This window comes from Burkholderia sp. Bp9090, assembly GCF_003857985.1.
Taxonomy (GTDB): Bacteria; Pseudomonadota; Gammaproteobacteria; order Burkholderiales; family Burkholderiaceae; genus Burkholderia.
Genome location: NZ_QTPV01000002.1, coordinates 231592 through 245069 on the forward strand (window position 1 = coordinate 231592; position 13478 = coordinate 245069).

The 13478-nt window shown below is 65.8% G+C and carries 12 protein-coding genes and 1 pseudogene; 8 read left to right on the forward strand and 5 right to left on the reverse strand.

Going from position 1 to position 13478, the window contains the following annotated elements; genetic code table 11:
* Positions 1–250: 250 nt before the first annotated feature.
* Positions 251–1102: a LysR substrate-binding domain-containing protein gene (locus DIE16_RS02740; protein ID WP_124485249.1), complete on the reverse strand. Its 852-nt coding sequence runs from the start codon at positions 1100–1102 to the stop codon at positions 251–253.
* A 133-nt stretch (positions 1103–1235) separates the two neighbouring features.
* On the opposite strand from DIE16_RS02740, the gene DIE16_RS02745 reads away from it, so the two are divergent.
* From DIE16_RS02745 to DIE16_RS02755, 3 genes and pseudogenes are all read left to right on the forward strand, one after another.
* Entirely contained in the window at positions 1236–2216 is a 981-nt protein-coding gene (locus tag DIE16_RS02745; RefSeq protein ID WP_044846851.1) for a hypothetical protein, read from the forward strand.
* Between the two features lie 36 nt (positions 2217–2252).
* Complete coding sequence (locus DIE16_RS02750) at positions 2253–3239, forward strand: 2OG-Fe(II) oxygenase (protein WP_124523214.1); 987 nt, start codon at positions 2253–2255, stop codon at positions 3237–3239.
* Between the two features lie 14 nt (positions 3240–3253).
* Positions 3254–4057 (forward strand): annotated as a pseudogene (locus DIE16_RS02755) (DMT family transporter); the annotation flags it as partial.
* A gap of 136 nt (positions 4058–4193) precedes the next feature.
* On the opposite strand, the gene DIE16_RS02760 reads toward DIE16_RS02755, so the two are convergent.
* The 3 genes from DIE16_RS02760 to DIE16_RS02770 form a co-directional block, all read right to left on the reverse strand.
* On the reverse strand, positions 4194–4601 hold the full coding sequence (locus DIE16_RS02760) for a DUF2000 family protein (protein ID WP_124485251.1): 408 nt from the start codon (positions 4599–4601) through the stop codon (positions 4194–4196).
* Positions 4602–4645: 44 nt separating this feature from the next.
* Complete coding sequence (locus DIE16_RS02765) at positions 4646–5515, reverse strand: AraC family transcriptional regulator (protein ID WP_124891732.1); 870 nt, start codon at positions 5513–5515, stop codon at positions 4646–4648.
* Positions 5516–5601: 86 nt separating this feature from the next.
* Entirely contained in the window at positions 5602–6903 is a 1302-nt protein-coding gene (locus tag DIE16_RS02770; protein WP_124891733.1) for an aspartate aminotransferase family protein, read from the reverse strand.
* Between the two features lie 77 nt (positions 6904–6980).
* Between DIE16_RS02770 and DIE16_RS02775 the strand changes: the two genes are divergently transcribed.
* From DIE16_RS02775 to DIE16_RS02790, 4 genes are all read left to right on the forward strand, one after another.
* Positions 6981–7865, forward strand: a complete 885-nt coding sequence (locus tag DIE16_RS02775; RefSeq protein ID WP_185735442.1) for a LysR family transcriptional regulator — start codon at positions 6981–6983, stop codon at positions 7863–7865.
* Between the two features lie 626 nt (positions 7866–8491).
* Positions 8492–8935 carry a nuclear transport factor 2 family protein gene (locus tag DIE16_RS02780; protein WP_124891735.1) on the forward strand — a complete coding sequence of 148 codons (444 nt, stop codon included), beginning with the start codon at positions 8492–8494 and terminating at the stop codon, positions 8933–8935.
* Between the two features lie 18 nt (positions 8936–8953).
* Positions 8954–10459, forward strand: coding sequence for an FAD/NAD(P)-binding protein (locus tag DIE16_RS02785; protein ID WP_124891736.1), 1506 nt, complete (start codon positions 8954–8956; stop codon positions 10457–10459).
* Positions 10456–11157 (forward strand): glutathione S-transferase family protein, encoded by a 702-nt coding sequence (locus DIE16_RS02790; protein ID WP_124891737.1) that lies wholly within the window; start codon positions 10456–10458, stop codon positions 11155–11157. The genes DIE16_RS02785 and DIE16_RS02790 overlap by 4 nt, the downstream gene beginning before the upstream one ends.
* A gap of 22 nt (positions 11158–11179) precedes the next feature.
* On the opposite strand, the gene DIE16_RS02795 is transcribed toward DIE16_RS02790, so the two are convergent.
* Positions 11180–11908 (reverse strand): helix-turn-helix transcriptional regulator, encoded by a 729-nt coding sequence (locus DIE16_RS02795; protein ID WP_260434322.1) that lies wholly within the window; start codon positions 11906–11908, stop codon positions 11180–11182.
* A 194-nt stretch (positions 11909–12102) separates the two neighbouring features.
* Here DIE16_RS02795 and DIE16_RS02800 point away from each other — a divergent pair, with 194 nt between their 5' ends.
* Positions 12103–13449, forward strand: coding sequence for an MFS transporter (locus DIE16_RS02800; RefSeq protein ID WP_260434323.1), 1347 nt, complete (start codon positions 12103–12105; stop codon positions 13447–13449).
* The last annotated feature ends 29 nt before the right edge of the window (positions 13450–13478 follow it).

The following is a 13478-nucleotide window of genomic DNA, read 5'->3' on the forward strand; positions in this document are numbered from 1 at the left end:
GGACTCGGTGGTGAACGAGTGCTTTGTCAGTGCAACATCGTTGATGACCGACGTGAAGGCATGGCTAGTGGCGAACAAGCCCGAGCTACTGGAAATTCAATAGCAGTTGCCGTCAAATCGCATTCGTCTTCCTGGCGAATTCGATGAAGATCAAACGAACCGTCGCGAACGTCGACACGCTGATGTTCGACGACGCGAGACACCTCTATCAGCAGCGGTTCGGCCTCGACCTGCTGATGACTCTTCTACCCTAGCTGATCCTGAACGTGCTTTTCAGCACGTCGCGCAAATGCAGCGCGGCGCGATTGCTGTCGTCCGTGAGGATCGTGATCAGGTGCGGTGGCAGATCCGGCAGCGCGATCCCCGCGACGTTGCTCGTCAGGTTGCCGGACACGCGGTCGTGCTCGATGATGCCGACCGCCAGGCCATTCGCGATGCACGCCTCGACCGCCGGCGAGCTCGCGCTCTCGAGCAGCATCCGGTGCGCGATCTTCGCCTTCTTCAGCGCGTTCAGCGCGGTGTCACGGTACGGACATCCCTGCAGCTGCACGGCGATCGGCAGCGGCGCGTCGGGATTGAACTTGAACGTGCGCGCGGCGACCCACACCGGATGGGTCTTGCTGAGCAGTTCCGCGTGCGGCAGCGCTTTCGGCACGACGGCAATCGTGATGTCGAGCTGGCCGCGGGAAAACAGCTGCTGCAGTTCCTCGCTGGAGCGCGCTTCGACGGTCAGTTCGAGCAACGGCCGGTCGGCGGCGAAGCGCGGCAGGAATTCCGCCATGAAATGCGCGGCATACGAATCGGGGATGCCGAGCCGCAACTTGCCGGTCAGGATCTGCGGCGACAGCGATTCGACCAGGCGGTCGTGGCTCGACAGGAACTCGGTGGTGTCGCCGAGCAGCTTGTGGCCGAACTGCGTGAGCTCGACGGCCTGGTTGTTTCGCGTAAACAGCCGCTGCGCGACCATCTCCTCGAGCTTCTGGATCTGTGCCGTGACCGACGACGGGCTGCGATTCACATACGCGGCCGCATCCTTGAAGCGGCCGAGCTTCGCGACGGCGTGGAAGGTACGCAACAGGTCGACGTCCAGGGTGCGCGGCATGATTTTGATTTTCCGAATCAGTGATTCAGGTAATGTCGATTGACGGAATTATTGCGCCTCCCTATCCTCGGGTCAACAGGCGGACGACGGCAGGCATTCGATCGAGCGTGACACGTATCCCGGGGAACGATTCATGTCTATCAATGATTTTGTAGTGGATGCATTGGTGCGGGACAGGAAGCTGAAGGCGGAGTCGGTATGGACGGTCGAGAATCACGAGAAGTATTCGACGTTGCAGCGCACGGACGATGCCGCGCGGCAACGCGAGGCGGGGCGTGAAGTCTTCTCCTTGATGCGGAACCTGAACGAATTGGGGGTTCGGAGTCCTGCATTATGTGCGGATCGCAACGGAAAAGGATCGTTGCGGGAAGCGATCGGTGCGTTGAGCGAGCGTCTCGCCACGTTGTCGCGCGGCCGCCATGTTCACTACATCGAACTCGGGCCCGAGCCGGTCAAGACGACCGAACTGATGAAGGGCGTCAGCGGCGGCGGGCCGGACCATCTGCGCTACACGGCGGTCGACATCAACGAGTCGTCGGAACACGCGATGCGCGACGCGATCATGCCGTTCCTGAAGACGCCCGGCTGTTTCAACTACATCGCCGACGACTACCGGAACGTGCAATGGAACCACATCGATCTGGGCCAGGACATGACTTTCATCACGATGCTCGGGTTCCAGGAAGGCAACGAGTTGCCGGTGACGATCGGCCGGCTGATCCGCAATCTCGGCGGCAAGTCGACCTACGTGGTGTCGGAGATGCAACTGTTCGTGGAAGGCCGCGAAGCGCACATCTACGACTTCTACCGCAACGAGAACATGGTGCGGTTCTCCGAAGTCGTCAGCCGGCAGCAGGGCTTCGAGCCGCACGGCGAGCATGACGTGTCGATCGTCCGGCTGAACCTGCTGGGCGATCAGTTCCACGTCGCGGTTACGCTGCAGCCGGTGTCGAAGGCTGGCGTCCACGGGCATCTGATCACCAACGTCTGCCTGAAATACACGCCCGAGCAATTCCGCCACGTGCGCAGCAGTCACGGCAACTGTCGGGTGATCGACGAGCTGCGCAGCGGGGACGGCAGCGTCGTGTACCAGATTGCGCAGTTCAAGGGCTAGCGCCCCGGGGCCGCAACGACGAGAGCGAGGCACGCGATGAACAAGGGAAATGCACTGCCGGTGTTTGCGCGCGGGTTCGATCGGGTGAGGCTTGCGCTGCGGACCTCGCTGGCCGGCGACGCGAATGTCGTGGACGACACGGTTACCATTGCGGAACGGATGCGCTGGACGAGCGGCTTCCTGCGCGACGGCTATCAGGTGCGGTATCGCCGCAACCTCGACGATCTCGGCTATCGCGACGTGCCGATGCGCGGCACGCAGTCGAACGCGCTCAACGCGGTGTGCAGCCTGCGCGGGTTGTTCTCCGACGAAGCGGTTCACGCGTTGCGCGAGATCGGCCGCACGCTGGAACGCAGCGCGTCGCACAGCAACTGGATCATCTCGAAGCGGGTGCGTGCGGTGACGAACCGCTCGCGCTTCATCGACGCCATGATGCACGACCGCGCGTTCCTGCTGCGGCTGTCGCGTCTGGCCGGCGCGCCGTTGATCCCGTATCCGATGATCAATGCGCGCTCGCAGTTCAACTATTACTACCCGACGCGCGAGCGCGACGACAAGGAACAGGTCGGCATGTGGCACACCGACGGCACCAGTTTCGTGCTGAACATCGTGCTGTCGGATCGATCCGAATACGAGGGTGGAAACTTTCTGTTTTACGAATCGACTGCCGAGACGTTCGATCGGCACGATCGCGAACGCGCGCATGTGAAGACGGCGGATTTGAGCCAGGCGGGCGACGCGCTGCTGATCTACGGCAGCAAGCTGTTTCACGGCGTCGAACCGGTCGAGGCAGGGCGGCGCATGTCGCTGGTGCTGTCGTTTCATTGCCCGTATACACGCGAAGACGACAACGGCTTCTGGCATCTCGCTTCGGACGACGGCATCCCGCGCACGGTCGTCAACTGGCTGGCACTGCAACGCAGCCTTCGCGACGACGCGGCGATGCAGTACCTTCGCCTCGGTCTCGAACCGATCCGGTTCGAAGAGCTGGGCGACGCGCACACATCCACGGTCACGTTCTGAGGGGCGCAGTTCCGATGCAGCTTTTCCTGATCCAGCTCGTGTTCGTGTTGTCGTGGAGTTCCGGCTTCATCGGCGCCAAGCTCGGCGCGGAGACGGCCGGTGCGTTCAACCTGCTGTTCTGGCGTTTTCTGCTCGTCACGCTCTGTCTGGCGATCGTCCTCAACAGGCGGCTCGGGCGCCTGACGCTGGAGAAGATTCGCTATCACGCGGTGATCGGCTTTCTGTCGCAGTTTCTCTACCTGGCCTGCGTCTACGTCGCGATCCAGCATGGGCTGCCGCCGGGCATCGCGGCGATCGTCGCGGCGTTGCAGCCGCTCATCACGGCGGCGATGACGACGTTCGAAGGCAGCGAGCGCAGCGGCGCGCGCCAGTGGGCCGGGCTCGTGCTCGGATTCATCGGCGTCGGCATCGTGATCGGCGGGCAATACGCGCTGCCGACCGAATCGGTCGGCATCGTCATGTACCTGCTGCCGCTGGTGTCCGCGCTGGGGCTGTCGATCGCGACGATCTATCAGCGGCGGCGCGCGCTCACGACGGTGCGCAGCAACGAGGACGGGTTGTTTCTGCCGCTGTTCGTGCAGGGGTGCGTGAGCCTCGTGCTGTTCGCGGCATGCGGGCTCGTCACCGGCGATCTGCATGTGCCGACGCAGCCGAACGTCTGGTTGTCCGTCGTGTGGCTGACGGTGTTCTCGACGTTCATGGCTTACCTGACGTTATGGGCGCTGCTCAAGCGCATGCCCGCGACGCGCGTGGCGACGCTCGTCTATCTCGAACCGCCCGTGACGCTGACCTGGGCCGCGTGGATGTTCGGCGACCGGATTCCGGTGACGACCTATCTCGGCATCGTCGTCGTCGCGCTCGGCGTGTGGCTCGCCAGCAAGCACGGCGAACGGTTCGGCCGGACGCGGCGGGCAGGCATGGAAGCGGCCCGCGGCAGCGAGCCGGACGCCGGGTTCACGCGTGCAACGCCAGACCCTTCACGGCTTTATCCACGGCCTTCTTCGGCCCGTGCAATGCAAGGCCGACCAGATCGAGATTCGTCGCGTCCCCGGCGCGAAACACTTCGCGATTGGCCGCGTCGTGCCCGGTCGAGAACATCGCGCGCACGTACGGCACGATCCTGACTTCGCGCGACAGCGCGTGCCGATGCGCGGCCTGCAGGCCGTCGAGATCGGCCGCGAACACCAGCATCGGCTGGCCGAACATGCGGCCGTAGCGATTCCCGGCCGCATCCTCGTAAGGCTCGCCGAGCGCTTCGGGCGCGCCGGCCGCGACGCCCGTCGCGAGAAATGCGACCACGTTGAGTTTCTGCCACGCCGCGAGATCGTCGCGCACGATCAATGCCACTTTCGTATCGAACATGAGTGCTCCTCGTTGAAGCGCTCATGATCGGACGGCCGGCGCGATCAGTCTGGAACGTTTGTGCACATCCGCCGATAGGCGGCCGGCGTCATCCGGTACGCGCGGCGGAACCAGCGGCCGAGGTGACTCTGGTCGGCGAAGCCGACGTCCGCGGCGGCCTGCGCCGGCGTGCGGCCCGCCGCGAGCAGCCGGCGCGCCGCGCGCAGGCGCAGGCGAACCAGGTACGCGTGCGGCGACGTTCCGTACGCGCGCTGGAACAGCCGTGTGAGCCGGAAGCGATCGATGCCGGCCCGCTCGGCGAGTTCGTCGAGGCCGAGATTGCCGTCCAGATGCGCGTGCAGCAGGTCGCGCACGCGCACGATCGCCGGCGGCACGGTGCCCGTGCTCGCGTCGGCGCTTGCCGCGACCGAATCGCGCAACTGACCGCCGAGGCGCATGAGGAGACGGTCGAGCGTCTGGTCGCGCGCGAGCTTGCCTTCGTTGCCGTGGATCGCGAGAAACGCGTGGCGGATCGCGTCGACGAGGCTGCGATCGTCGACGAGCGTATGGCCGAACGCGGCTTCGACGCAGCTCAGGCCGGGAAGATCGATTCGGCGGGCCGCACGTTCGACCCACGCCTGTGGCAGGTACAGCATCGAGTAGGTGAAGCCGCCGGCTTCCGGCGCATGGCCGTCGTGCAGCGCGCCCGGTTCGATCAGGATCGCGCGGCCCGGCACGCTCGTGTGCAGCGACCGATGACACTGGAAACGCTGTACGCCTTGTTCCGTGAAGCCGATCAGCATGTCGTCGTGATCGTGCGGATCGTACGCATGCCCGCTGAAATGCGCGCGCAGGCTTTCGATCCCCGTTTCCGGATCGCGGCGCGCGACGAGCCAGTGTTCGTTCGTGCCGTTGTCGTTTGCCGCGCTTGCCATCGCTCGCCTCGCTGCCCGTCGTCGTTGCCTGCCGGATAGTGTACGCAGATCGTACGCGCTTCGCGCGGCAGCGACGGGCGGCGGGGTTACAGCACGCGTGCGATCGCCTGTTCCAGCAGCGACAGCCCGAGATCGATTTCCGCTTCGCTGACGGTCAGCGGCGGCGCGATCCGGAACACGCCGCCCATTCCGGGCAACTGCACGATGTTCATGCTGAGCCCGAGGTTCATGCATTCGCGCGTGATCTTCGCGCCAAGGCCGTCCGCCGGCTCCTTCGTCCGCCGGTCCTTGACGATCTCGACGCCGAGCAGCAGGCCGCGCCCGCGCACGTCGCCGATGCAGTCGAAGCGCTCCATCAGGTCGAGCAGCCCGCGCCGCAGCCGGTCGCCCATCACGTTCGCCCGCTGGACGAGGCCGTCGCGCTGCACCACGTCGAGCACGCGCAGGCCGACCGCTGCCGGCAGCGGGTCCGACACGTGGGTCGTGTAGAACAGGTAGCCGAGTTCGTGCGCGCGTTCCTCGATCCGTGCGGACGTGACGACCGCCGCGAGCGGCAGCCCCGCACCGAGCGTCTTCGACAGCGTGAGGAGGTCGGGCGTCACGCCGTCGCGCTGGCACGCGAACATCGTGCCGGTGCGCCCGACGCCGGTTTGCGCTTCGTCGAGGATCAGCAGCATCCCGCGCTCCTCGCACTTGCGCTTGAGCGCCGCCATGTAGCCTTCGGGCAATTCGATGATGCCGCCCGAACTGAGGATCGGCTCCGCGATGAACGCGGCGAGGTTGCCGCTCGACTGGCGATCGATCAGGTCGAATGCGTAGTCGAGTTCGGCGAGATAGTCATAAGTGCCGTTGCGCTCGAAGCGCGGACGGTACGTGAACGGCGCCGGAATCGCGAACGAGCCGACGGCGGCCGGGCCGACGCCCTTGCGGCCGGCGCTGTACGTGGCGGATGCCGCCGCGCCCGTCATCCCGTGCCACGACTGCGCGAAGCCGACGATCTCGTACTTGCCGGTGACGAGCTTCGCCATCCGGATCGCCGCTTCGTTCGATTCCGCGCCGGTGCTCAGCAGCAGCGCGCGATCGAGCCCGGGCGGCGTGAGGTCGGCGAGGCGCGTCGCGAGGTCGACGACGGGGCGCGACAGCATCCCGCTGAACAGGTGATCGAGCTTGCCCGCGTATTCGTTGATGACGGAGACGATCTCCGGATGGCTGTGCCCGAGCACCGCGCTCATCTGGCCCGACGTGAAATCGAGGATCGCGCGGCCGTCCGCGTCGTAGACGAAGCTGCCTTGTGCGCGCTCGATGATCATCGGCTCGAACGTGCCGCCGTAGCGGATCAGGTGCTGCCTGGCGTTGTGCCAGAAGGTTGCGTCGTCGTTCAGGGACATCGGGCTTCTCCGGACAAGAGCCAAGGATCGCTTGCAGTCTAGGCGCCGGTCTGGTTTTATGGAAACGAATAGTTCTTATGCAAGGTAGAAAAGGAGCTAATACCTTGGCACGTTCGCTCGAAATCGACCTGCTGCGCTCGTTCGTCGTCATCGCCGAAGTGCGCTCGCTCAGCCGCGCGGCGGCGCGGGTCGGCCGCACGCAGTCCGCGCTCAGCCAGCAGATGCGGCGGCTCGAGGAAAGCGTCGACCAGCCGCTGTTCCAGCGCACCGGGCGCGGCGTGCTGCTCACGCATCCCGGCGAGCGGCTGCTCGTACATGCGCAGCGCATCCTGCGGCAGCACGACGAGGCGATGGCCGATCTGTGCGGCACGGGGTTGTCGGGCACGATCCGGTTCGGCTGCCCGGACGATTACGCGGGCGTGTTCCTGCCTTCGCTGCTGCGGCAGTTCTCGAGCCAGCATCCGCAGGCGATCGTCGAAGTCGTATGCGGGCCGACGCCGCGCTTGCTCGAACAGCTCGACAAGCGGGCGGTCGATCTGGCGATGGTGTCCGTGCCGGACGATGGTTCGGACGGCGACTTCATCCGCCGCGAGCAACTGGTGTGGATCGGCTATCCGGGGCTCGATGCCGCGCGGTTCGATCCGTTGCCGCTCGCGCTGTCCGATCCCGATACGCTCGATCACATCGCGGCCTGTGAGGCACTGCATCGCGCGGGCCGCGATTATCGCGTCGCGTATGCGAGCAGCAGCCTCGCGGGGCTGACCGCGCTGGTGCGTTCGGGGCAGGCGTTCGCGGTGATGACGCAGACGGCGGTGCCGGCGGATCTGGCCATCCTCGCCGGCGATCGCGGATTGCCGCCGCTGCCGGCGGTCGGCATTACGCTGCGGTTCGACCGGAAGCGGCCGTCGCATCTGACGGCGGCGTTTGCGGAGCATATTCGGTTGACGCTGCCGTTGTTGTGAGGCATGGCGTGTGGTTGCCATGACCTCATGCTCCGATACTGATTGGCTAAACCGAATGTCGAGTCCGGCGCGCTTCGCGATTACATGCACGTGCCGCACGATGTCTCGCGCCGGCATGACGAATCGTAAGCCGGTCTGTATCACCGATACAACTTCGGCCCGCGACCCGTCCTACGATGTCCTCAGGGCTTCTGTCCGATTTACGCGCACCGACGGCGAAATAGACGTCCAAGCGAGCGAAATGATCGTCGGGGTCCCAACACGAAGCCGGCCGCCCCACCTTGCTCGCGCAAGATGACGCAGTGTCCGGCGCCGCGACCTCGAATGCGGCATTGCCAGTGCGTTCCGGATCCACGGGATGCCGTTCGGGCGATGTTGCCGGCGCCTTGACGGGAAGTCGTCGCTCAGGATGATGCTGCCGCCGCCGTCAATCGTCCGGCATCAACGATGTTCGACGCGAAGCCTGCGGCGGAAGTCGGCGCGCGTCACGTTGCTGGTCCGCGGGATGCGGCGCGACACGATACTTCGACACGCGTCGAAACGAGACGCGGCGGGACTCCGATATAGTCGGGCATCGAACACGATGCTGGCCGTCATGCGCAGGTCGACCCTGCCTGGAGATTCCGATGAATGATTCCGTCGATGCCGACATGAACCGTATTTTCACCGCGTGGCACGACACGGTGCGCAAGCGCGACCTTGCGGGAACGGCTGCGCTTTATGCCGAGCGCGCGGTACTCGAAACGCCGCTCGCGCTGGCTGTTTATCCGGAGCGGAACAGCGGGTTGGTGGTCGGGCGCGACGCGATCCTGACGTTCTTCGAGGACAGCATCCGCAAGTTTCCGGGCGACCTCGCACAGTGGTACCGCACGGGTGTCTATTTCGTCAACGGAAAGCAGCTCACGTGGGAATATCCGCGCGTCGCGCCGGCCGGTGATCAGGTCGATCTTATGGAGATGATGGACATCGATGACGGTCAGATCGTCAGCCACCGCGTGTACTGGGGCTGGTACGGCGTCAGATTGCTCGGCGGCGCGCTGGCCGCGGCGAACGCCGGTGTATCGCGATAGACGAGACTGATGTAACCCATGGAAAACGCACGAGTAGCGAGCGATGTGCGCGGGCGGCGCCGGCTGGTCATCGTCGGAGGGGGCGCGAGCGGCGTCGCCGCGTTCGCGGCAGCGGTCCGATTCGGCGTCGCGCAGTCGATCGACATCGTCGATCCGCTCGGAATCGGGCAGGGCGTTGCGTTCTCCGCGCTCGATCCGGCGCTGCTGTGCAATACGTCGGTCGAGACGATGTCGATGCTCGACGACGATCCGGACGATTTCCGCGCCTATTTGCTATCCATCGGCGTGTCCGTGTCGCGCGACGCGTTCGTCCCGCGTCGCTATGTGTCGGGCTATCTGGTTGCGTGCCATGCGCGCTTCAGCCAGCAGGCCCGCGACGCGGGTATCGATCACCGTCTGGTGAGAGCCGGCGCGCGGCATGTCGAAAGAATGGCGGCGGGCGGCTACCGTTGCTGGCTGGACGACGATACGGCGCTCGACGCGACTGACGTGCTCGTGTGTACGGGTAACGGCGAATCGGCCATACCGGAGCCCGTGAAGGCGCACGTCGGCGCGCCGCGAATTTTCGCGCGGTTTTATCCGGAAAGGGCGGTGCTCGCGCAGCTCGCGCCGCAATCGCGCGTGCTCGTGCTGGGCAGCCGGCTGACGGCGGTCGACGCGGCGTTGCTGCTGTGCCGGAGCGGTCATTCGGTCGTCATCGCGTCGCCGTCGGGCCGATTGCCGGCGGTGCGCACGGCGACGACGCGCGTGGCACCGATACCGGTCGACACCGCCGCGTACGCCCGTCTCGACCTGAACTCGAGCGCATTGTCGTGGCGTCTGATGCGCATCATCGCGCGGTCGGCGCGCGCGGTGCGCGGGCGCGCGCTGCGCGACCAGGTGGTGCGGCTGCGCGATCCGGTCGAACGACTGCGGCGCGAAGTGACGCTGGCACGCGACGGCGCGACGGACTGGCAACACATTCTGGTGGCGAACATGGACGCGGCGGAAGCGCGCCTGCGCAGCGAACCGCCGGCGCATCAGAAGCTGGCGATCGACGCGTGCTCGCGCGCGATGGGCCGATATCTGTTCGCATGCCCGCTCGGGAATGGCGAGAAACTGCTCGGCTTTGTGGAGCAAGGGCGGCTGCGCGTCCAGGCTGGCGTGCCGGCGGCGCTGCACGAGGTCGGCGGGCGCTGGCGGATCGACTGGCAGGATGGTGCGTCGGAAACATACGACGCGGTGGTGTGCGCGACCGGCTTCCAGAAGGCGCCTCTGCGCGCGAGCGAACACGCGCTGGCGTTGTCGGCCGATGCGGATGTCACGGGCGGCGTGCCGCGCGTGTCGCACGACCTCCGGGTCTGGCTCGCGGGCGCCGCGCGGCCGGAGCGAATCTGGACGCTCGGCGTCGCGTCTTATGCCGGCGCACCGCTGATCAACGCGGTTTATCAGGCTGCGCGACAGGCGGGCGAGCTGTGCCGGCGCTGGCGCGCCGACGACCAACGCCTTGATGAACGAAATGCCGTTGCAACGGAGGCAGGATGAAACTGTATGGCGACCGCGGGTCGAGCAACACGCGGCGGGTATTGACCGTCGTGATGCACGAGTCGCTCGACGTCGAATTCACGCCGATCAACTTGTTCGCCGGCGAGAATCGCACGGAGGCCTATCTCGCACTCAATCCGAACGGAACCATTCCGACTCTGACCGACGGTGATGTCGCGCTGTTCGAGGCGTCGGCGATTGCCATTTACCTGGCCGAACGGTCTGGCTCGTCATTATGGCCGGCAGGCACGGCACGCGTCGACGTGCTCAAATGGATGTTCTGGGCCGCCGAGCATTTCCGGCGCGGGCCCTCGGTGCTGATCGACGAGCGCTTCATCCACCGGCTGCAGGGACGAGAGGAAGACCCGGTGCTGGTGGCCGACGCACTGCGATCGATTCGCCGGTATGCGCAGGTGCTCGACGACCATCTCCGCGATCGCACGTTCGTGGTCGGCGACGTGCCGACGCTGGCCGACATCGATCTCGCCGCGCCATTCAGCCACGTGCCGCGTACTCGCGCGCCGTTCGGCGACTACCCGCATCTGTCCGCGTGGCATGCTCGGTTGCTGGACGCGATACCCGCGTGGCGCCGGACAGGTGAGGATCTGGAGCAGCGCATCGTGGAAATCGAGGCGGCTTTCGTGTCCGGCGCTTACCGCCGCCAGCCGGCGTTGCAGGCGGCCGACGCGTCTGCGTGATGCCGCCGGTGCGGCCTGCCGGTCAGGCCGTCTCGCGATATTCGGCGAACCGCGGCGCACCCCGCTGTGCCTGCGCGTCAAGTTCGGTGTTGCGCTCGATGCCGAAGTGTTCACGCAGCGCGTCCCAGCCGGCCGGCGTCACGGCGACGACGCGGGTCTCATGACCGCGGGTCATCCATCCCCACGTGCAGAATGCGTTCATCAAATGGGCGCCGAGCGCGCCGGCAATATGATATTGCCGCTCGGTCCAGTCGAGGCAACGGTGCGCGTGTCCTGCCTGATTGGCGAACGGGCCGCCGACGTCGAGGCCGAGTTGCTGCAGCCACGAATGCCCGCTCGGTGTGAGTTCGTACGCGTATTCGCCGTGCTCGACGAGGTAGCCGCGCTCGAGCATGCGCTGCGTGACGGCAACGCCGATCTGGCCGGCGAGATGATCGTAGCAGCACCGCGCAAAGCGCAATTCCCGTGCGGAACGATTCGGCGTCGTGCGCCATGCCCGTGAGACGGGGCCGACGGACGCGAGGCTCTCGAGCACGCGGGGAACGTGCGGGCCGGCCAGGCTGTAGTAGCGGTGCCGGCCCTTGCTTTCCACCTTCAGCAGGCCGCCGTCAAGCAGTTTTGCGAGGTGCGAGCTCGCCGTCTGTGCGGTGACGCCGGCGGCTTCCGCAAGCGCGCTCGCCGAGCGGGCACAACCGTCCGTCAGCGTGATGAGGATTACTGCACGAACGGGCTCCGCGATCAAATGGGCCACGGTTGAAATATTGTGCTGACTCACTGTTTCTCTCCGGTTCTATTTATTGTCTTCTTCGTATCGCGAACCGACGTTCGATCCGGCACACTTCGATACGCTCCGAAGCATTGTCGATGGCCCCACGCTTATAGTCAACACGCTATTCCGTAGGGGGCCTCATTCACGTGAATGAAACAATCGCATACAAGAAAAGCGTGCTGTTGGCAACGAGCCTCAGCTATGTCGTCGTCATACTCGACACGTCGATCGTCAACGTTGCGCTCGCGCGGATCGCGGCAACACTCGGCTCCGATGTATCGGGGCTGCAGTGGGTCGTCAATGCCTACACGCTGACGTTCGCGAGCCTGCTGCTGACGGGAGGCTTGCTCGGCGATCGTCTCGGCGCGAAGAACGTGTACCTGACCGGCTTGCTGGTGTTTGCAGCCGCGTCGGCGTTGTGCGGCGCCGCGCCCGATCTCGCGACGCTGGTCATTGCGCGCGTGCTGCAGGGTGTCGGCGCCGCGCTGCTCGTGCCGTGTTCGCTGACGCTGATCACCTCGGCGTATCCGGACGCGCAGGAGCGGGCCGGGGCGATCAGCGTCTGGGCCGGTTGCGGCGGCATCGCGATGGCGGCCGGCCCGCTCGCGGGCGGTCTGCTGATTCACTGGTTCGGATGGCGAAGCATCTTTTTCGTGAACGTTCCGCTCGCCGTTTGCGGTGCGTGGCTGACGACGCGCGTTCCTCGCGCATCGCATCGCCAGGGGGGGGCGCATATGGATTTTGCCGGCCAGGTGGCGGCGATCGTCGCGCTCGGGAGTTCGGTTGCGATCCTGATCGAGGGCGCGAAACTGGGATGGGGATCGACGCCGATTCTCGGCGGCATCGTGCTGGCCGTCGCGGCCTGGGCCGGCTTCGTCACGATCGAGCGCCGCCGCGCGCAGCCGATGCTTCCGCTCGGCCTGTTTCGTCTTCCGGTGTTTTCCGCGTCGGTGTTCGTCTCACTGGTGTCGGCGTTGATTTTCTACGGATTGCTGTTCCTGCTCAGCCTGTATTTCCAGGAGAACCGCGGCTGGCCGCCGTTGCAGACCGGTCTCGCATTTCTGCCGCTCACCGTGCTGGTGACGGCCGGCAGTTTCTCGGCAGGCCGGTTGTGCCGGTCGTTCGGCGCGCGCCGGGTCGTGGTCGCGGGATTCCTGCTCTACGCAGCGGGTTTCGCGGGGTTGCTGGCGTTGGCGAGCGATGCGCCGTACTGGCGCGTGGCGTTGTGTTTTCCCGCGGTCGGATTCGGCTCGGGCGTGATCACGCCGGCCGTCACGGCCGCGATGATGGGCGCCGTCGAGAAGAGTCGTGCGGGCATCGCGGCTGGCGTGCTCAATGCGAGCAGGCAAAGCGGCTCCGCATTCGGCGTGGCGATCTTCGGCGCACTGATGAGCACCGCACAGACCCCGGGCGCAGGCGTGCGTGTCGCGATCTTCGTGGCGATCGGGCTGTCGCTGGCGGCGGCTGGATGCTGGCGTGTCACGCTCGTGCGAGCAGTCCGCGAGCCGAAACCCGCAATCTGATTCCATTCACTCGAGCAATTCAACCGGAT